The sequence below is a fragment of the Streptomyces sp. NTD107 genome (assembly GCF_059510435.1).
The window spans coordinates 46877-69038 of the sequence record NZ_JCAJZV010000016.1 but is presented as its reverse complement, the minus strand read 5'-3'; the positions used below and the strand labels follow the sequence as shown (position 1 = coordinate 69038).

At 70.2% G+C, this 22162-nt stretch carries 9 protein-coding genes; 8 read left to right on the top strand and 1 reads right to left on the bottom strand.

Features of this window, described 5'->3' with window-relative positions:
- Positions 1 to 4: 4 nt before the first annotated feature.
- From AC5WRL_RS24900 to AC5WRL_RS24870, 7 genes are all read left to right on the top strand, one after another.
- The gene (locus tag AC5WRL_RS24900) at positions 5 to 12766 is read left to right on the top strand and encodes a helicase-like domain-containing protein (RefSeq protein ID WP_496090899.1); all 12762 of its coding nucleotides are present in this window, start codon (positions 5 to 7) and stop codon (positions 12764 to 12766) included.
- A 320-nt stretch (positions 12767 to 13086) separates the two neighbouring features.
- On the top strand, positions 13087 to 13410 hold the full coding sequence (locus AC5WRL_RS24895; protein WP_496090898.1) for a hypothetical protein: 324 nt from the start codon (positions 13087 to 13089) through the stop codon (positions 13408 to 13410).
- A gap of 472 nt (positions 13411 to 13882) precedes the next feature.
- Complete coding sequence (locus tag AC5WRL_RS24890) at positions 13883 to 14629, top strand: hypothetical protein (RefSeq protein WP_496090897.1); 747 nt, start codon at positions 13883 to 13885, stop codon at positions 14627 to 14629.
- 85 nt (positions 14630 to 14714) lie between these two features.
- A complete protein-coding gene (locus tag AC5WRL_RS24885; protein WP_496090896.1) occupies positions 14715 to 15425 on the top strand; it encodes a hypothetical protein in 711 nt (236 codons plus the stop codon).
- A gap of 73 nt (positions 15426 to 15498) precedes the next feature.
- Positions 15499 to 15657, top strand: a complete 159-nt coding sequence (locus tag AC5WRL_RS24880; protein ID WP_496090895.1) for a hypothetical protein — start codon at positions 15499 to 15501, stop codon at positions 15655 to 15657.
- A 233-nt stretch (positions 15658 to 15890) separates the two neighbouring features.
- A complete protein-coding gene (locus AC5WRL_RS24875) occupies positions 15891 to 16529 on the top strand; it encodes a hypothetical protein (RefSeq protein WP_496090894.1) in 639 nt (212 codons plus the stop codon).
- 115 nt (positions 16530 to 16644) lie between these two features.
- The gene (locus tag AC5WRL_RS24870) at positions 16645 to 17016 is read left to right on the top strand and encodes a hypothetical protein (RefSeq protein ID WP_496090893.1); all 372 of its coding nucleotides are present in this window, start codon (positions 16645 to 16647) and stop codon (positions 17014 to 17016) included.
- Between the two features lie 73 nt (positions 17017 to 17089).
- Here AC5WRL_RS24870 and AC5WRL_RS24865 read toward each other — a convergent pair whose 3' ends face one another.
- Positions 17090 to 17464: a hypothetical protein gene (locus AC5WRL_RS24865; protein WP_496090892.1), complete on the bottom strand. Its 375-nt coding sequence runs from the start codon at positions 17462 to 17464 to the stop codon at positions 17090 to 17092.
- 243 nt (positions 17465 to 17707) lie between these two features.
- On the opposite strand from AC5WRL_RS24865, the gene mobF reads away from it, so the two are divergent.
- On the top strand, positions 17708 to 22105 hold the full coding sequence (gene mobF / locus AC5WRL_RS24860) for a MobF family relaxase (protein WP_496090891.1): 4398 nt from the start codon (positions 17708 to 17710) through the stop codon (positions 22103 to 22105).
- The last annotated feature ends 57 nt before the right edge of the window (positions 22106 to 22162 follow it).

Here is a 22162-nt window from a genome sequence, read left to right as displayed (position 1 = left end):
AACCGTGAACGAGACGACCGCCATCGCCCCGGCCCCCTCCGGGCCGATGGCCCGCATCCGGGCGAACCTCGCCGCGCTCCGTACCCTCCACACCCTGCGCGAGGCACAACGCCCCGCCACCGCCCCGGAGCGCGCCGCCCTGTCACGCTGGAGTTCGTGGGGCGCCGTCCCGAAGATCTTCGACCCGCGTGCGGGGGAGTACGACGACCCCCGCGCCGAGCTGCGAGCGCTGCTGACCGACGAGGAATGGCACGCCGCCGAGGCGACCACGCGCAACGCCCACTTCACCGACCCCGCCCTCGTCGAACCCATCTGGCGGGCCCTGCGGGACCTCGGGTTCGAGGGCGGCCGGGTGCTGGAGCCCGGCTGCGGCAGCGGCAACTTCCTCGCCGCCGCCCCGGCCGGCACCCGGATGACCGGCGTCGAACTGGACCCCGTCACCGCCGAGATCGCCGCCGCGCTCCACCCCGACGCGGAGATCCGGCCCCAGTCCTTCGTCGCCACCCGCGCCCCCGACGGCTACTACGACGCCGCCATCGGGAACGTACCGTTCGACTCGATCGCCCTCACCGACCCGCTCCACAACCCGCTGCGGCTGGCCACCCACAACCACTTCATCGTCAAGGCCCTGAACCTCACCCGCCCCGGCGGCCTCGTCGCCGTGATCACCAGCCGCTACACCCTCGACTCCCTGGGCAAGACCGCCCGGCTGGAGATCGCCGACCGGGCGGACCTGGTCGGAGCCGTGCGCCTGCCGGCCGGAGCGCACCGCAAGAGCGCCGGTACGGACGCGGTCACCGATGTGCTGATCCTGCGGCGCCGCGAGGGCGGGCACCGGGATGAGCCGCCCGCCTGGGTCGGCCTGGCCCCGGTCGAAGTCAGCTCCGGCACCCGCGTACTGGTCAACCGCTACTTCGCCGAGCACCCCGAGAGGGTCTTCGGCACGATCGGCGTGACCAGCAACCAGCACGGCAGGGACGACGTCACCGTCCAGCCCCGCCCCGGCGCCGACCTGCCCACCGCGCTGACCGACGCCCTGGCAACGATCACCCACCAGGCGCGGGAGACGGGCCTGACGATGATCCCGGCCCCCGAGGCCGCCCAGCGCGCGGCGGTCGAACAGCGCATGGAGCGGATGCGCCGGGCCCAGGAGATGTTCGGCGCCGAACTCCAGCGAGCCGAGGGCACCCTGCTCGACCAGGGCGACGGCACGTTCCTCCAGGTCGTCGGCGGGGAACTCACCGAGCGCCCCGTCTTCCGCAACGCAGCCGAGGAACTGCGCTCGCTGCTCGGCCTGCGGGACACCTATGTCGGCCTGCTCGGAGCCGAATCCGCGGGCCAGGAGGAACAGGCCGGCCGGCTGCGCGCGCAGCTGAACCAGCGCTACACCGACCACACCACCGCGTACGGGTTCCTCAACGCCCGCGACACCCGCAGGGACCGCCGCTCCACCCACGGCGCCTTCCGGTCCGACCCGTACGCCGCCGGCGTGTACGCGCTGGAGATCTACGACCGCGACACCGGCACGGCGAAGAAGTCCGCGATCTTTACCCGCGCGGTCGGTAAACCCCGCGCGGAGGTGACGACCGCCGAGACCGCCCAGGACGCCCTCGCCATCAGCCTCAACACCCACGGCGAGGTCCGGCCGGCCGACATCGCGCGCCTGCTGGGCGCCGACTCCCCGGAGGCGGCCCGGGACGCGCTCGGAGATCTCGTCTTCAACGAACCGGGCAGTCAGCGGCTCATCCCGGCGGACGAGTATCTGAGCGGGAACGTCCGGGACAAGCTGGAGACGGTTGAGAAAATCCTGCGTGCCGCCCCCGAGGACAGCCGCGTCGGCCACCCCCTCCAGGCCAACGCCGCCGCACTGCGCCGGGCCCTCCCGCCGGAGAAACAGCCGGGCGACATCGAGGACATCGGGATCGGCGCCACCTGGATCGACCCCAAGTACTACGAGCAGTTCCTCCAGCAGCTGCTCCAGACCCGGTATCTGACCGTCAGCCGCCCCTCCGGCGCCGACTGGGACATCGACGCGCCCAGCCATGTACGCACCTCACGGGCCGCGACCAAGGTGTACGGCACCGAGAGACGCAACGCCGTCGAACTCGCCCACCGGATACTGCGCCGCGCCTCCCTCGTCGTCCATCCGCCGAAGCCGGCCGACGACGCCGGCCCGCAGGACATCCTGGACGGCAAACGCTGGGCAGCACAGCAGACCGAGCAGGTCATCGCCAAGGCCGACGAACTCGACCGGCTGTTCGCCGACTGGCTGTGGCAGGACCCCGAGCGCACCAAGGACGTCCTGACGACGTACAACCGGCTCCACAACTCGTACGTCCCCTACCAGGGCGACGGCAGCCACCTCACCTTCCCCGGCCTGTCCGACGCGATCACCCCGCGCCCGCACCAGCGCGCCGGCGTGGCCCGCGCGCTGGCCGAGCCGGGCGGGAGCTTCTTCGACTACGAGGTCGGGTTCGGCAAGACGCTCACCATCGCCATGACGCTCATGGAGATGAAGCGCCTGGGCATGGTCACCAAGCCGTGCGTGGTCGTGAAGAACCCCACCGTCAACGACTTCCGCAACGACTTCCTGCGCGCCTACCCGCAGGCCCGGGTGCTGGCGATCGACAGCGCCGAGTTCACCAAGGAGACGGCCGCCGCCTACATCGCCCAGATCGCCAACGGCGACTGGGACGCGGTGATCCTGCCGCAGAGCCTGTTCAACCGCATCCCGATGTCCGGGCGCGGCCAGGCGCAGTTCGTCGCCGACCAGACCGCCGAGTACCGGGCCCGTATCCACAAGCTGTTGACGGGTGACGAGGCGGAGAAACTCGCCGCGGACCACAACCCGGGCGGCGACCCCCTCATCTCCGACGCGCTGGACGTGGCCGCCGCCGCGCGGGGTGCCGAGGCGCCGCGCCGGCCCACCGGCGCCCGGGACACCATCAAGAACCTGCAAGGGGACCTCAAACGCCACAGCCAGCGCGCCGAGAAGAACCTGGTCAAGCAGTCGGCGTCCGGCATCTCCTGGGAACAGACCGGCATCGACTTCATCGCCGTTGACGAGGTCCAGGACTTCGCCAACGGCGCGGTCGGCGCCAACAACAGCGAGCTGTCCCTCCCGATCTCCGCCCAGGCCCGGGGCCTGAAGGTCAAGCTGCGCACCATGGCCAAGGCGTACGGCCCGAAGGTCGGGCTCGGCTCCACCGGCACGCCGTTCCCGAACGCCATGCCCCAGGCGTTCGTCATGCTCGACTACTTCCGCCCCGATCTGCTGGCCGCCGCCGAGATCTCCGCCTTCTCCTCCTTCCAGGCCCAGTACCTCATGGAGGTCGTGGCCCCGGAGATCTCGCCGGAGGGCGTCCCGCGCATCAAGGAACGCATCGGCGCCTTCCGCAACGCCCGGCCCTTCAGCCGGCTGTGGCGGTCCATGGCTGACGTCAAGACGAAGCACGACATCCAGCTGCCGGTTCCGCGCCATCGCAGCGAGACCGTCGTCGTACCGGCGACCGGCAACGACCGCGCCTACATGGCGGACATCGCCGACCGCGCCGAGCTGGTGCGGGACGGCATGGTCGACGCGACCGTGGACAACCTCCTCAAGATCTCCAACGACGGCCGGATGGCCGCCATGGACCTGCGGATGGTCGGGCTGACCCCGGACGGCCCGGGCAAGCTGGACGCGGCGGCCGACAAGATCGCCCAGATCTGGCAGGAATACCAGCACCACGCCTACACCGACCGCGAAGGCGCCCCGAGCACGCTGCTCGGCGCGCTCCAGCTGGTGTTCGCCGACCGGGGCACGCCGTCCGATGACGCGCGTAAGAAGGGCAAGTTCATCGCGTACGGGTATCTGCGGGACCAACTGGTCGCGCGCGGCGTTCCCGAGGAGGGCATCCGGTACGCGCAGAGCGCCCGGACCGCCGAGGAGAAGGAGCGGCTGTTCGCGGACTGCCGCAAGGGCAAGGTCGCCGTGCTGATCGGCTCGACCGACACCATGGGTGTCGGCGTCAATGTGCAGGACCGGGCGATCGCCCTGCACCACCTCGACTGCCCGTGGCGGCCCAGCGATGTGACCCAGCGCGAGGGACGCATCATCCGCCAGTTCAACCAGCACTTCGCCCTCGACATCCCGGTCCAGATCCACCGGTGGGTCAAGGAGGGGTCGTTCGACTCCTTCATGTGGCAGACGGTGGAACGCAAGGCCCGCTTCATCGACCAGGTACGCACCGGCCGGGACCCGGACGAGCAGGACCGGGCGCTCGACGGCGACCTGGGCAAGGACTACCTCGAATTCGGCGAGATCAAGGCACTGGCCACCGGGAACCCGCTGCTGATGAAGAAGTTGCAGGCGGACGAGGAGGTGCGCCAGCTGGAGGCCGCGTACCAGAGCTGGCGCCGCACCAACGAACACCTGCGGACCGTCGTCGACACCGGGGACGAAACGCTGGCGAAGGCCCAGCGGCTCGCCGACGTCGCGGAGCAGGCGGGCCGGCGCAGGAGCGAAACCAAGGGCGACGCCTTCCGGATGGAACTGCCGGACGGCAGGACGGTGACCAGGCGCCAGGACGCCGCCGTGGCACTGCGCCGCCAGCTCATGCTGATGTACAACCAGAAGTACGGGGGCCCCGCCCCCTGGCAGCACGCCGCGACGCTGGGCGGCCAGCGGTTCCTCGTCCGGCTCAGCGCCGACGGCGAGACGGCGCGGTTCACGCTCGACGGGCTGCGCGACGTACAACAGGCCGGCTTCGTCATCGATGACGTCCATGGGCTGATCCGCGACGAGAAACCCCCGCTGGGCCTGGTGTCCCGGCTGGAGAACCAGGTCGAGAAGCTCGATGCCCTGCACACCACCCTGGTGGCTGTCCAGAACGAACTCAAGCAGGAGATCGACCGCGCACAGAAGCTCGTTGATCAGCCCTTCACGAAGAAGGACAAGCTGCTCCGCGCCCGTGCAGACCGGGCCCGCCTCGAAGCCGAGATCGAGGCGTACGTGCCGGACGAGCCCGAGTCACCACCAGCTGCGGCTGCGGCTGCGGCTGCGGCGCTGGAGCCGCCGATCACCCCGTACCCGGACCGCGCTGAGTACTGGACGGCCGAGCAGTCCGCGCTGGCGGCCTATCGGGCATGGGCGCAGGAGTACGGCAGCCGGCTGCCGGAGGGCAGCGCACCGGAACGGGCTCTCGTACCGGCCGCCACCGCCTTGCTCGCCGCGAGCCAGGAGACACGACGCGCCCGGCTCCTCGGCCTGGACGGGCACCCGGACTGGCGGCTCGCCGACGCCCTGGCCGACCGGGCCCGCGCGGTCGCCGAGCAGTGGGACCGGGAACAGCGCGGGCCGCGTACGGTCAGCGGCACCTGGGACATGCACGCGAAGGTCCGCGATCACGCGACCCGCTACCGCGCCACGGTCGAGAACCCGCAGAGCGCGGCCTTCCAGCACTGGACCACCACCGACGAACCGATCACGGTCGCCGATTCGGAAGCGGTCGAGTCCATCCCGGGGCTCTCCTTGTTCGAGCAGTACACCGTCACCGGGCCGGACGGCCGGCGCACGGACCCCGCGAACGGCGTCGACCTCGCAGCGGGCATCGCCCAGCTCATCGCGGACGGCCTGACCGTGGAGGAAGGCCGGCCCGGGCTCACCCTGGCCGCACCGGACGGCACCCGCTTCAGCGTCGTTCCCCTTACCCCCCTCACACCCGCCTCGACGAACCCCCGCGCACGGCGCATGGCCGTCCTGCTGGGGCCCTACACGGGCGGCGGAGAGCTGGCGGCCGGCCGCGAACTCATCACCCGGTCCATCTCCCAACTGCGGGAGGTCCTGGACCCCGGAACCGCAACGGAAGCCACCCGGGTGGAGTTCGCCGACGCCGCTCTCTCCGGCACCGAGCCGATCTCGCCACTGGACGTCCTCGCCCGCTACGACCGGCTGGCCGCCGCCGCGGAGCAGCTCGCTGACACTGCACAAGGCGAAGCCGCCGAACGCGCCCGCCGACTCGCCCAGCGCACCGAGCGCCACCTGGGACGACTGCACGCGGCCGGCGACGATCTGCACGACCTGCTGCCCGACGCCGCCGCGCTCGACCCCGACGCGGGGGAGCTGTTGTCCCGCAACGACCCACTGAAGGAACGGCCCACCGCCTACGTCGACAGCGAGCAGCTGAACTTCGCCCGGGGCCTGATCTTCGAAACCTACGACCGATGGCCCCAGGCCGACGGCGGAACCGAGGGCGGCGCGAGCAACCAACTGCGCCGCGCCATGTGGGACATCCGGCAGGTGCCTGACACCGACGTCGGGACCGCGCTGACCGGCTGGCACCAGATCGTCGCCCACGCCCTGTCGGCGGCCGAAGAGGCCGGCCAACCGGAGAGCCGCATCGTGCTGCGCGACGTGGCGCAACGGGCGTACCGGCACCACCAGAGCCTCGCCGCCTGCCGGCTGGCCGCCGCGAACTCAGCCCCGTACGGCCTCGGGAACACCTTCGCGGCCGGCGTACAGCAGGTCGACACGGCCTGGAACGCCTGGCTGGAGACGGCCACGGCGCGGCATCTGACCGAGCGGATGGGGCCACTTCGCGAGGCCCGGTACGCCGCCGACACGGCCGGAGCGGACGACGGAACACTCGACGAACTCACCCGCCGCACCACCAAGCTCGCGCACACCGCCTACGCGCTGGTGCTCAGCCTGCGGAACGACGCCTACCGGGGCCCGGACGACCAGAAACACCTCACCCGACTCGTGCGGACCTGCTACGAGCACGCGGCCGGCTGCCGAGCCTCGGCCCAGGTACCCGAAGTCGTCGCGACCGTACTCCACGACCTGGCGGAGCGGCGGAAAAGCCTCGCACCCCAACCAGCGCCCCAGGACACGGGGCCCGCCACACCGGTCGAGATCGAGCACCGCCTCCGCACCACACTCGTCCGAGGCCCCACGGACGGCGAAGCCGACGCAGCCGTACGAGCAGCCCTTGCTCGCCACGGCTTCGAACTCTCCGCCGAGCAGGACCACTGGCGCTTGCCCACCCGCATGTCCGAGGCGAACCGGAACACCCGGGTACGGAGACTGCTGGACGAGCTGACCCACCTCGGCCGCCCCCACCGGATGGCGGAACCCGAGCCCGGGATCCCGCCCGGTGAACCGTACGCGTCGAAGGCGGAGGCCACCCGGGACTTCGAGGCGATGCTCGGCGGCTACCGGAGAATGCAGGGCACCCACGCCGGCCGCGATCTGATCACCCGGCACGCCGACGCCCGCCCGGACGGCAGAGCCGTCTTTGCGGCGCTGGAGGACCTGAAGCAAGGACCGGTGGCGGGCGACGGCGACCCGTTCGCCCACCCCGCCGCTGACGTGGCCGGCCGGTGCACGGAACTCGCCCGTGCGGCACAGACCCTGGCCGCCAACCTGGCGAACGAGGGGTACCGGGCCCCGGTGCCGCAGCGTCACTTCCGGGTGATGACGGAGTACGCCACGCTGCTGGCCTCCCGTATCGACGCGACGGTGCGGCAGGACGGCCTGTGGGACCAGCTGTTCCGTGAGCCGCGGCAGAACAAGCGGGCCGAGGTCGGGGCCGCGAGCGCGGAGAGCATCACCCGCCGGCACACCGAGGCCCGCTCGCGGGCGGTCCAGGTGGCCGTCGCCGACTCCACCGTCCGATCGTGGTTCACCAACCCGGAACCCAGCGACGCGCTGCGCGAAAGGTTCCGCGAATGGCTGCGCAACGTCCCCCTCGGGAGCCCGGACGATGTGGCGGTGAGCCGTTTCGGAGACGGGTTCGCGCACAGCGCTCCCGACGCGGAAGAGCAGTCGGCGGTGGCCGTCTTCGACGAAGTGCGCACAGCGCTGACACCGGCGCAGCCTGTCCCGGAACGGGCCGCGCAGCTGGCGGAGCGAGCCCGGGCCAGAGAGTGGCAGGTGGCGGAGAAGTGGGACGACGAGAGGTACCTCTCCCTCTACGAGCTGTCCCTGAAGGCCCATACCGACCAGGGGCCACGCAAGTTCACCCTGGTGTGGGAGCAGCGGGGCGGACGCTACCGCTACAACGCCGCCCACTCCGCCGCCACCCACTACGGGGACCGGACAGCCAAGGGCGGCTTCCGCCCCGCCCTCGCCGATGTCGAGCGGGACGTCTACGCGCTCCGCGTGATGGAGGAGGCACCGCCCAACACCACCACCGAAACCCCGGCCCCCGAACAGCACACGCTGTTCGCCCCACCCGATCAAGAACGCCCCACCGAGGGCCCGCGCCTGACCCGCCACCACCTGGAAGCACTTCCGCACGGGCCGGGTGACGACGCGCGGCTGGCCGTCGTCACCACACTGCACCTCCCCGACGGCGAGGTGCACGGCGCCCTGCTGCTCTTGCGTTCGGTGGAGACGGACGACCTCGACGGCGGAGAGACGATCGCGCACGGAGCGCAGATCGTGCCGGCGAACAGCCTCGTCTCCACCAGTCTCGACGGCCGCTACTTCCTCTCCGACCTGCTCGCCATGGCGGACGCCCGCGTTCTGCCCCTCGCCACGCCGGTCCCCTGGCCCAGGGTCGGCGAACTCGCCACGATGACGCCGGAGGCAGCACGGCAAGCGTTGCCCCTGGGCCCGGCACAGGGCGAGCCGGACGCATCACGGCCGGCCGGCCGGGAGTCCTTCCGAATCGTCCAGGACGGCCCCGGCGACCGATGGTCGCTGATCGCGGCGGGCAGCGGCTCCGCCACGTACGGACGGGTGGACTCGTACGCGAATCTGCTGGGATCCCCGCCGCAGGTGATGACGGGGCTCCGTAGCGAGGCGGAGGCGGCGGCCTTCGCGGAACGGCTCACCGCGCTCAGGGACAGCTTCGGTGCACCCGTCGACTGGACGGCGCTTCCTTCCCCCGAGCAACTGGGGGCGGTCCGTTTCGAGCTGGACCGCCAGGTCCTCGAACAGCGGGCGATCTTCGACCGGCGGCTGGGCCTGGGCCCCGACACGTCCTCCGCCGTCCGGGTCTGGAAGCTGCTGGCCGTACACCAGGACCGGACGCCAGCCCCGGAAGGGCAGGAGTACGCGGACCGGCTGCGCGTCGGGGACCGGATCCGGTGGGGCGCTGGCCCGGACAGCCCGCTGCTGGAAGTCCTTGACGTGGGCCAGCCGATGAAGCCGGGCCTGATCAAGATCAATCTCGCCGCCGTGGACGACCCCGACGACGTCTACGAGTGGGACATCCCCCGCAATCTGCCGATCGGACTTCACAAGGAGCAGCAGGTGCCCGGTTCGTGGTCCGGCAGGATCCAGATCGTCACCGAGGGGCGGGACGCGTACCTCACCGGCACCGGCGGCCAGCACTGGGCCGAGGAAGCCGAACTGCGCGCGCTGCTCAAGAAGAACCGCAACTTCTCCTTCAAGGGCGGACGCTGGAAGTACCAGGGCAGGAGCGCCGACCGAGACTCGGTCATCGAGGAGGTGCGGACGTACCTGCGGAACCGGGACACGGGCGACCCGAGGACAGCGGGTGCCGCCGCTGCCCCGGAGTACCCGCCGACCCAGCAGCAGCAGCGCATCATCGACGCCTGCGTCGCCGGCCAGGACGTCGCGGTCCAGGCCCTGGCCGGCACCGGCAAGACCTCCACCCTCCAGATGGTCACCCGGCGGATGGCGGACAAGCGCATCGCGTACGTCGCGTTCATCCGCAGCATCGCGGACGAGGCCAAGCGGAAGTTCCCGCCCAACGTCACGGCCGACACCAGCCACTCCTTCGCCCGGGCGGCGATGCGGAACACCCCGCTCAGGGACAAGATCAGCAAGGCGGGCCGCAACGGCGGCGCCCGCCGCCCCAAGGACGTGGCCGAGGCACTCGGGCTGACAGCCCCCCTCCGCTTCCAGACCGGCACCATCGAGCCGGAGAACGCCGCCCGGATGGTGATGACCGCCGTACGGAGCTTCCGGGAGAGCGCCGACCCCAAGCTGACGGTGAAGCATCTGGGCAAGAACCCGGTGGCCTGGGGCCCGGCCGCCCACACCCTGGTGGACCTCGCGCGCAGCGCCTGGGCGGACATCGCCGACCCGGCCGGCGACAAGCTGTTCTTCTCCCACGACGACTATCTGAAGCTGTGGGCCCTGTCCAACCCCCGGCTGCCGTACGACGTGATCCTGTTCGACGAGGCGCAGGACATCAACCCGGTCCTGAAGAAGGTCATCCAGGACCAGCGCGCCCAGACGATCGTCGTCGGGGACAGCAACCAGAGCATCTACGAATTCCGGGGCGCCATCGACGCGCTCAAGGACTGGCCGGCGGACGTCGTCCTCCCCCTCACCCAGAGCTGGCGCTTCGGACCCGGAGTCGCGGAGCTCGGTAACAGCTACCTGCGCCTGCTCGGCTCCGGGCTCACGCTGGAGGGCAACCCGGCGCTGGAATCCGCGGTGGGTCCGGCGGGCGACGTCGATGCCGTACTGACCCGTACGAACGTGGGCGCGATCGCCGCCGTCTTCGCCGGCTTCGAGGCGGGCCAGCGGGTCGCCCTCGTCGGCGGCGGACGCGAGATCGAGGAGACGGCACGGGCGGCACGCGACCTCCAGCGCGGGCGCCGCACCAACCACCCGGAGCTGGGGGGCTTCGGCAGCTGGCAGGAGGTACGGGAGTACGCGGAGACGGAATCGGACGCGTCCCTCCAGACGTTCGTCCGGCTGGTCGACCGGTACTCCCCGGAGGGGCTGCTCCGCATGATCGCAGACCTGGTGCCGGAGAACGGCGAAGACCCGGAGAGCAAACCCGACCTGGTGGTCTCCACCGCCCACAAGGCGAAGGGCCGCGAATGGGCCCGGGTCCGTATCGCAGGCGACTTCCCGCAGCCGAAGGAGGACACCGAGACCGGCGAAGTGGCGCTTCCCCCGGCCGAGGAACTGCGCCTGGCGTACGTCACGGTGACCCGCGCCAAGAAACAACTCGACCTAGGCTCCCTCGACTGGATCCGCCACGTCGGCGAAGGCGACGCCCAACCGGCGAACCTGGCGAAGCCCGCCCCCGCCGCTCCCGAGAAGACCGCCGAACCGGAGAAGCCCAGCGCCCCCATCAAGACGCAGGAGAAGGTCCCCGCCACCCCCGTTCCGGAGACCGCCGGCCGGCACGTCGAGGGCATCGCCGCCACCCTGGACAGGGACGACACGCAGCTCCTGTCCCAGCTGAAGGCCGTGGGCGACCTGCTGAACCGCGTCCTCGGCAGCACCGACATCGGCCCCGTCACACCGAAAGCAGTGCTCGCCGCCGTTGACGACACCGAACTGGACGCCGCCCTCGCGGCAGCGCAGGACGAATCCGGCGAGTTCGCCGACGCGCCCGAATGGGAGAGCATCAGCCGCCTACGGAACGCGGAACAGGCCCTGCTGTCCGCCGTCGGTTCCGGAGCGGGCGCCTCCTTCGTATCCACAGCAGAACTGGACCGTACGGTACGGTCGCTCACCGCGCGGGCGCTGTCGCACGACGCCTTCGCACTCGCCCGACGCCTCGACGCAGCCGGCCACCGGGAGACGGACGCCTGGAACGCCGTATGGCAGCTCTACCGCACAGCGACCACCCAGGCGGACCGGCTGGCCGGCAACCTCCCCGCCGACGAACGGATCGACCGCCCCGCCGAGGTCCACGAGGCATGGCAACGGCTCTCCGCCCGCATGACCACCACCAGTGGGCCGCCGGCCAAAGCACAAACTCTGGTGGTGACCGGCTTCGAGACGGTGAAGCAGCGCTACCACGCCACCGCCGACCAACTCGGTGAGCTGACCCGCCACCCCCTGTGGCAGCGCGCCACCACCGCCTTCGAAACCGCCCAGGAAGTACTGGACAAGGCCCGCCTGGGCACCTACCGCCTGTCGGCGGACGACACCACCCTGGGCACGGTCCGCATGCTGTGGGCCCGCACGGTCGAGCTGATCGCCCAGGCAGCCCGCGCGCTGCTGGACCGGCTCGACCGGAGCCGTAACAGGGACGGACTGCGCTGGAACACCGTCCACCTCCTCCACCACACCGCAGAGGAACACCTCTCCCACCTGCGCGGATACCTCCCCGCCGAGGAGAACACCCCGCTGGGCACGTACTACGCCTCAACGGCCGACTCACCCACCCCCGCCGAGAACCGGGACGAACTCCACCGCGCCGCCGAGGTGGTGACCGAAGCAGACGTCGTCTCTCCGACCACCTTGCAGAACCGGATGGACATCAGCTACGCCGAGGCCGGCAAGCTGCTCCGGCGCCTGGAAGACCTGGACATCGTCGGAGCACCCCAACGCGGACGCCTGCGCGAAGTCCGGGCTACACCCGAAGAAGCGACCCGCGTCATCAACGAAGCCCGCGCCGCGGAGGAAGCCGCCCCACACTGGAACCCCACCCACGAACCCTTCCGCACCCGCTGGTTCACCGAAGTCCGCGCAGCCCTCCCCCACAACCCCACCCCGGACGGCCAGCTCACCCGCACCGAGCTGATCACTCTCCTCTTCCAGGAAAGCCGCCACGTCGCCCTCGGCCAAACCGACCGGGACGACGCAGGCCAGCGCGCCAACCAGGCCATGGAGCTGTACCTGAACGGCCGTAGCGACGAGATTCCCGCATTGCTGGCAGGGCAGGCCGAACACAAGGGGGAAGACACCCTGACCTACTCCGCCGAGACGGAGACCACCGCGCAGGACCGACCGCACGCCTCAAAGAAAACACCGTCGGCCCCTGACCCGAACCGACATGCTCAGCAACAGCTCCACGATCCGCAACGACACCTGGCGGGCGTCTCGACCGGCCGCCGGTAAGCTTGGCGTTTAAGGTCCGGCGTCGAACGCGGCTCGAACTTCGTTGGCGTTTTCGCAGTTCAGCGGACGTGAGAGCGGCCTCCGACTGATCCTGTACTCCGTCACAGAGGCAGAAGAATCAGTGCGAAGGCCGTGGTCGTGTGCCTCGCACCAGGCAGAATGAGCGGCATGGCCAGCGAGGGGAACGACAGCTTCAACCTGCCGCGAGGGGCGACAGGTTTCTACCGGCCGAAGGACCCCCCCTTCCCGAGACTGACCTGTCGGCGTTCCGCGCCGTTCTGTATGCCGCTGCCCGCGTCGCTGGAGGCGAAGTAGGTGAGGTGGACGAGCGGGCATACCCCCGGACCTTCCACACCGCAACGGTCGTCGGACGCGAAGGCGAGAACATCGTCCTGTGCCACGCCCACTACCCCTGGGTCGCCTTCGCCAAGGCGCGGCAGGACTGGTATGGAGAGGGCTTTCTCGCGCCGCCGCCGTGGGCTCACGTCTTCGCCAACGCGGGCTTCACTGTCCTGAGCAGCGAACGACTCGCTACGCCGCTCTCCGACCTAGACACCTCAGTGCTCACGCAGGGCGAGTGGCGTGAGGTCCGCTTCTATGGCATCACCACATTGGGTGGAGTCCTCTTCAACGCGTGGGACTGACATACCGGCAGGAAGCGCCGCTGGACGCCAACCGTTAAATGACAGGCTAAACGTCAAGAACGCCTCCGGCGGGCCACCCTGCGGAGGGGGAGGGGCGCCTCGGTCGGGTTCCGGCGGTGGCTGGTGGCGGGAGGGCTCGCGGGGTGGGGTCCCTCCTCGGACGCCGCTCCGCACCCTGCCAGACGCCGCCGGGGGCAAACCGCGCCCCCGGCGACGCCCGGCCACACCGTGATCGCCGCCCAAGGAGGGACCCCACCCCACTCGGCCCGGCCATGGGCGGGCGCGCGCCGGCACGTCGCGTCAGTCCGCTGGTCGACTTCGGCAAATCACCCGTTCGGCACGTGCGCCGGTACCCCTGACATGAGATCAAAGATGGTTCAATAAAGGTGTTGATCGGGAGGGCAACCCCGGTCAACACCCCCCCAAGAGGCAATCGCCCCTTGGACACCTCCCCTTCACCAAGGAGAGCCATATGGCGACGATGACCGTCGCGCGCCACAACCTCAGCGTTTCCGCTGTGGAGACCATCAGGGTGGCGATGCGTCAGTTCGACACCCGCCGGGGAGCCCTGTGGGGCGACCTGCTGCACTTCCTCGCCCGCCACGACCGGGCCGTGTTCGTCATGGACAGCGACCGCGTACTGAGCCGTGACGAAGTAGCTCCCGGCAGCGCGGCCCCCGCCGACGTACTCGAAATGCCCTGGCGGGCCACCAGCGCCGAAGCGGTGGCGTGCCTGACCTCGGCCGGGTACATCTCGGGGCGGCCGACCCTCCTGCGCCACGACTCGGCGCACGACACCTACCTCGACACCGGGCGGGCCTTCGAAGCGATCACCGTGCCGAAGCCGTTCAAGGTGGTGACTGTCGCCTACCGGCACGGCGACGGCCAACTGGCGCACGACTGGACGCTGACCGGAGTGGTCGGTGTACCGGCGGGCAGCTACGTCACCGCCTCCACCGGCGACGTCCGGATGACCATCCGCGCCATCGGCTACACGCAGCAGACCCTGGTGCTGAGCGGCCCCGGCGTGTCCCGGGCCCAGGCCGAGTGCCGGACGTGCGGCGGCCGGTGGCGGGCCAAGGACGGATCGTGGCGGTTCCGCCCGGAGCGGCTGAGCGACGCCTCGTGGTCGTACGACGCCGCCGAGGACCACCGCGACGGCAGCATCGCCTGCCCGGCTGGCGACTGCGCCGGACGCGTCGGCTTCCGCATCTTCTGACCCGGTGCGGGGCGCGGAGAGGGCAACCTCCGCGCCCCGCACCGACCACCCCCATCCCACCCCTTCACCAAGGAGAAGAACCCGCATGACCACCACCCCCACACCCGCGACACTCGCGCCGCTGGACGTCATCCGGGCCGCGGCTGCCGTCGTCGCCGTACGCGGTGGCTACCGCTCCGTCCGCTGCACCGGCGAGACCGAAGTGCCGACCGCCCGGGAGGTCGCGAACTACCTGTCCGGCGGAGAACTGTCCGAGGTGGAGGACCGGACGCACATCGATGCCGCCGTCGCCGAAGCCGCCGACACGGCCGCCGCCGTGTGCGCCTGGTGCATCGCAGGGGCGGGCGAAGGCACGAAGTACCGTACGCGGCTGGCCCGGCTGGTGAAGTCCGGCCGCATGGGGGAGCGGGATCTCGCCCTCGTCGCGTCGGCCGTGGGTGCCTGGCTGAACGACCGCCAGCGCGCGGAGATCGAGACCGAACTGGCCCTCGACGCCCGCCGCTCCCGCCACCGGGGCCAGCTCGGTGAACGCCTCACCTTCACCGCCGAAGTCGTCGCTGTGATCCCGCTGCCGGACCGCTACTACGGCAACGCCGTACAGCATCCCCACCTCGTCAAGCTCCGCGACACCACCGGCAACGTCTACCTCTGGCAGGCCACCACCGAACGGATCCCCGAGCGGCACGCCACCGTCGAGATCGCCGGAACCGTCAAGGCGCACACCAAGTACCGGGGCATCGCGCAGACGAAGCTCTCGTACTGCCTGTGGTCCCTCACCGAGCCCTCGTTCTTCTGAACCACACGGGCACCACGAAACGGCGCAGGGCAACGCGCCACCAACCCCCCTTCACCAAGGAGAAATCGACCCGATGAACCACCCCGACCACCCCAACGACCACGAGCCCGAGAACTGGAACGAGCCCGCCATCCCCCGGATCCCCATCCCCGGCCCCCGCAAGCCCGGCCAGACCGGCGGCACCCCGTCCCCCGATTGGCCGCTCCCGCACCCGACCGGCGACCAGGACTGACCCACAACCACACGCACAAAGTGCGCCGCAGCCCGCCCACGGGCTGCGGCGCACTGCCGTACGAAAAAGGGACGGCCGGCACAAGCGGGCAACCGGCCGACCGTCCGCCTACTGAGCGAATCCCCTTCACCAAGGAAACAACGCAACCGTAGGAGCACCCATCGTAAGCGAGCAGCCCCTCATTGCGTCACACTTGCACACCGAACGATCCATGCCCGACGAAACGAGACCCCGTGGACGCCGAGCCGGCAGCCGACGCCGCTACGCAGCCGGCCACCCGCGCCGAACTCGCCGCAGCGTTCGGAGTCAGCGTCTCCACACTCGAACGCCTGTGGGCCCAACGCGACACCAACGGCCACCCACCGCCCGTCGCCCGTTCCACCGGCCAGCCCGGCCCGCCGCGCCCCCGCTGGCCGGTCGGCGAATGGGGCAGATGGTACGAGGCATATCTCGCCGAACGCCGAGGTGCCACCAGCCGCACCGGCAGCCCGGACGACCTCGGCGGCCCGGCCGACTTCGCCCGCGCCTGCGGCCACGCCGACACCTCCACCATCAGCCACTGGGTGAACGAGCCACCCGCCGGGTTCCCGGAGCCCGACGACTGGATCGACCTGCCCAGCGGCCGGCGACGCCCGCAGTGGAAGCTGAGCCGGATGTGGGCATACGCGGACCGCCGCACCTACCGGGGCCAGCAGGGCGGCCGGCGACCCCGGTCCGAGTCCGACCCGCGCACCGAACTTGCCCGCCGGGCCCTCGCCGCCAACCCCGAAGCACGCAATTCCGAACTCATCCCGGGGTTGCAGAACGAACACCCCGCCTCGCGCTCCACCTGGAATCGCATTCTCAATACCGCACGCAAAAACCCCGGCTGAAACAGAGTGATACGGCTTTCCCATTTCCATTCGCGACGCGCCACGAATATGTGGCCACACGACCCCGTACCCCGTGATGCTGTCGCCCATCGCACCGCACCCACAATGCGTACACATGGAAAGGGAAACCGTGACAGCGAACCGGATGATCGAGCTGCCGATCGAAGAACTGAACCCCTGCCTGATCGGGGTAGCCATGGAAGTAGGCACCCCGGACGGAACCCGCGCCGGTTTCCGCCTCGCCCGATACGAGAAGACCGTACGCGACGACCAGCCGATCTGGATCCTCTTCAGCACCGCCCACCCCTGGCGGACAGAGATCCACGGCGGCAACCGCATCGTCTGCGCAATGAAGCAGGAAGCAGCCGGCCGGACCAACGACTTCTACCCGCCCCAGGCCCCACCGCTGCCGACCGTACCCTCCGCGCCGCCCGCACTGCTCCACCCACACCCGGCCTGGATGCCGCCGGCCCCTGCGCACCAGTAGCACCACCCACAGCACAAACAACCGGTGGCCCCGCCCTGACGCGGTAACAGTCAGAGCGGGGCCACCGCCATGATCACGGCCCGACAGCCACCCCATGGCGTTCCGAAGCCGACCCCTCCGCCGTCCTGAACGTGCGCACGGCCGACTCGGCAACGCCCAGCCGCCCGGCGACGGAGCGAACCCGCTCCAACGCCAGCATCTGAGCGACGATCCGCCCCATGCCCTCACGCAACCTGCCGATGTCCTTCTCCGACTCGGCAAGGACCCGGGCCGCGTACACCTCGACCCTGCGCCGCGCCCCTGCCTCAATGTCGGCGATCTCGTCCTCCGCCGTGAACCAGCTGGTCGCCAGGTCTTCCAGCCGCTGCTCCCGCGCCCGCCGTTCCACAGTCCGGGCCCGGGCCTTCTCCCGCGCCTCTACAGCTCGTGGCTTCCTACGTCCCGTCATTTCCTTTCCCCTTTCATGACACCGAACGGTCGCCTTCTTGGGCCGATCATGCCGCGAGCGGAACAGAAAGTCGGTAATGCGGGGAATATCGTCGCGGCATGGTTGTCCCATGTGCGCTCAGGAGAGCCCACATGGGACAACCATGAACGCGGAGCGGACCGTTTTCCTTCCGGGGGTAATACGCCCCGGAAGGAAAACGGTCGAAGCTCTTGCATTCACAATGTCACGAGGTAGTGTGCGCTCATGATGACCATTCACAAGCTGTCCGCAGGTGATGGTTATCTGTACTACACGCGCGAGATCGCCACCGCCGACGAACGCCGCACCGGCCGTCGCGAGCTGAGCGACTACTACACCGCCGAAGGCAATCCCCCCGGCGTGTGGACCGGCTCCGGCACCGCCGAACTCGGCGTGTCCGGCGAAGTCACCGAACCCCAGATGAAGGCCCTGTTCGGCGAAGGACTCCACCCCGACGCCGACCGCATCATCGAGGAGGCCATCGCCGAGGGCTGTACGCCGCCTGAGGCCATCCGCCGAGCCCGCCTCGGCCGGCGCTACTACCAGTACGAACAGACCGAAGGCCCGCTGGCCGCCCGCATCCAGGACACGATCGAGCAGTTCGAAGCACGGAAGGGCCGGGCCGCCACCGACGAGGAGCGCCGCAAACTCCGGGGCACAGCCGGCGCTTCGGCCTTCCGCGAGGACTTCGGCCGCTCACCGAAGAACGCCGAAGAACTCGCCCGCTACATCACCGCGAACACCCGCTGCGACCGCCGCCCGGTCGCCGGCTACGACCTCGTCTTCCGCAACAAGTACGGCTCCATCCTGTGGGCCCTGGGCGACGAGGAGGCCCGCCTCCAGGTCGAAGCCGCCCACGAACAGGCCATCGCCGAAACCCTCACCTGGATCGAGAAGAACGCCCTCGCCACCCGCACCGGCATCAACGGCATCGCCCAGGAAGACGTACGCGGCGGGCTCATCGCCGCCCGCTACCGCCACTACGACAGCCGGCTCGGTGACCCCCTGCTCCACGACCACGTTGTCGTCGCCAACAAGGTCCGCGGCCTCGACGGCAAGTGGCGCTCCATCGACGGCAAGCTGCTGTACGCGATGGGCGTGGCGGCCAGCGAGCTGTACAACCAGCGTGTCGTCGAGGAACTGTGCCGCCGCCTCAATGTCCGCGCCGAAGAGCGCGAGGTCACGCCGGGAAAGCGCCCGGTGACGGCCATCAGCGGCCTGGACGACGACCTGATGGACGCCTTCTCCAAACGCGCCCAGGACATCCGTGCCCACCTCGAACGCCTCCTGGACGAGTACCGGGACCGCCACGGCAAGGAACCGGACGTCCGCACCCGCCTGGCCCTGATCGAACGCGCCGCGCAGCAGACACGCCCACCGAAGAAGAAGGCCCGCGCCCTCACGGACCTCCGCGCGTCGTGGCGCGCCGAGGCGGTACGCCTCTTCGGCGCCACCCGCATCAACGGCTTGCTCGACACCAGCCGCCGCGCCACCACCGAACCGGCCGCCGAGGTGGACGTGGCCGAGACGGCGAACACCGTACTGGAGGTGGTGTCGGGCGAACGCGCGGTGTGGGGCCGCCGCCACCTCCTCGCTGAAGCCCGCCGCCAGATCGTGCGGATCACCGAAGGCCGGGGAGACACCGCAGGACTCGCCGAAATCATCACGCAGCATGCGCTCGACGAGGGCTCGTTGAACATCACCCCGCCGGATCTCCATACCCCGTTCGCGCCGCTCCGGCGGGCGGACGGCACGAGCGTCTACCGCCGCCGCGAGTCCGAGCTGTACACCTCACCACAGGTACTGGCGGACGAGGAACACATCCTGGACGCGGCCCGCCGCCCGGTTGGACCGGCGTGTTCACCGGCCCAGTTCACGGTGACCGCCGACCGTTTCGAGGGCCCGCAGCTCGACCCCGGCCAGCTCCGCCTGGCCAAAGCGTTCTCCTGCTCGGACCGGCTGCTGGTCGCCGGCATCGGCCCGGCCGGATCGGGCAAGACGACCGCCCTCCAACTGGTGCGCGACGCGGTCGCCGCAGGCGGAGGTCAGCTGATCTGCCTGGCTCCGTCCAGCCGGGCGGCGAAGGTGATGGAGAACGACCTCGACACCGTCGCCCACACCCTGCACAGCTGGCTCGCACACCGCGACCGCCTGGCGGAAGGCCGCCGTATCCGGTCGGACTTCACCCTCCGGCCAGGAGACGTGATCGTGGTGGACGAGGCGGGGATGGCCGGCACCCGCAACCTCGCCCGCGTGGTGGCCGAAGCCGTGGCGGCCGGGGCCCTCGTCCGTCTGATCGGCGACCCGGCCCAACTCGGCGCGGTGGAGTCCGGGGGTGCGCTGCGCCTGGTGGCGAACGAGGTCGGCGCGGTGGAACTGGAAGCCCTTCACCGCTTCCGCACCGAAGGAGAAGCCGAAGCCACCCTGGCGTTGCGCGACGGCGCCCCGGAGGCGGCTTTCCGCTGGCATGTCACCCACGACCGGATGGTGGGCGGCACGGCGGAGGCGATGCTGGACTCGGTGTTCACTGCCTGGCAGACGGATACCGAAGCGGGTCGGCTGTCGTTGATGATGGCGGATGGCACCGACAGCGTCCGCGCGCTGAACGCCCGGGCGCAGGCGTACCAGCTCGCCTCCGGCAACCTCGACCTCACCCGCACCGTGGCCCTGCGCGACGGCCTCCACGCAGCGGCCGGCGACGTGATCGTCACCCGGAAAAACGAACGCCGCCTCCCGCTGAACGGCGCCCGTGACTTCGTGAAGAACGGCGACCAATGGCGCATCGAACGCCTCGACCGATCCGGCAACGCCCAGGTCCGTCACACCGGCCACGGCGGCCGGACCGTCCTCCCCGCCCGCTACCTGCGCCGGCACGTCGAACTCGGCTACGCGAGCACCACCCACCGCACCCAGGGCCTGACCGTGGACACCGCCCACGGCCTGATCACCGCCCGCACCAGCCGTGAGGCCGCGTACGTGATGGCCACCCGGGGCCGCCACACCAACCACCTTCACGTGGCGGCGGAGGAGGGCCAGACGATGCACGACGTCCTGGACACCGTCGCCCGCTCCAGCCGGCCCTCGATCTCCGCCCACGAAACGATCCGTAACGAACAAGACCGCGCCTACGGCATCGCCCAACTGGCGGCCGAATACACCGACGCCCACCACCGCGCCGACACGGCGCGCCTCCACAACCTCACCCGCCGCACCCTCGGCGACGCCGCCGAGCAGTTCATCACCACCGACGCCTGGCCAGCAGTCGAACGCGCCCTGCGTACGGCGGAAGCGGACGGCTGGAACGCTTCCCGCATCCTCACCCGCGCCTACACAATGCGCGGCTTCACCGATGCCGAAGACCCATCAGCCGTCCTCGCCTGGCGCATCCATGCCCACATCACCGAAGCCCGCGCCACCGCCGAACGCACAGCCCACCACCCCCGCCCACTGAAAGACCTCAGCAACGAAACCCTCGCCCGCCTCCTCCAGAAAACCCCCGGCGACAAGACCGCCGAAGCCCGCCACCGACTACGCCTCGCCCAGCACACCCACGACCCGTACGCAGCCCGAGCAGCAGCCGAAGAACTCGCCCACCTACGCCGTACGACCTTCGCGGGCCGCGAACGCCTCAACCCCGCCCGGATCATCGCCGAACGCATCCGCGCCGAACAACGCCTCCGCCACCGCCTCCCGGACGGGCCGCCCCGCGAGCTCGACCACACCGGCCCGCTTCCCGACTGGCTGACCCCGTGCACCGCCCTCCACCACCCCGACACCCCCAACGAATGGCACGCCCACCTCACCGAGCGAAGAACCGCACTGACAGAACGCCTCGCCCACAACGGCGCTCTGCTCGCCACCGAGCTACCTGCCTGGACAACGCCTCTCGGCCCCGTCCCTGATGAAGAAAGCCCGCTCCGCGTCACCTGGAAACACACCGCAGCGCTGATGGACGCCTGGCGCATCCGCACTGGTATCACCGACCCGGCGACTCCGGGTATCGGCGACCAGCCAACCAAGCCCGAAGACGCCCGCGCCTGGACAGCCCTCCATCATCGCATCCAGCAAACCGCTCGCCGCACCCGCGCTCACGCGGCGGCGAAAGCCCGCCCCAACGATCCGACAACAGCAACGGGAATCGCCGTTCGTGCGGCGGAGAGCATCAGCAGATCCCTGCTGAATACCATGTCCACTAACCCCATCGAGCGACGGGCGATCATGACCGCCGCCCGCGCTTTCGCCTCCGCCGCTCTGCGCTTCGTGCTGGAAGGAACAGAACCATCCGAGTCCTGGATCCTTCAGATTCCCCCGCCCGGCGACGATGAAGCCCAACAAGCCCAATGGCGGCAACTCGTCACAGCCGTAACCATCTGCCGCACCATCCACCCCATTCCCCTCGCTGAAACCTCCTCCGACCTCTACCGAATGGCGCTCAACAGAGCCGTCACCCTTTACCAACGCTCCCGAGTCCAACAACATCCCACCCAAAACCACCCCGTCAAAGCCACAGTTGAGAAACACGACCCCCGACGCCAACTGCCCGGCACTGTCGGCCACATCGCGGAGGTTCACACGGACACTGAGACGGGTCGCGGAAGGGCCCTACGGAGATTCCCCCGCTGATCAAAGCGGTCGTCATGCGCCAGGTTATTTGAGCTGCGGCCACACCGAGGTGGATGG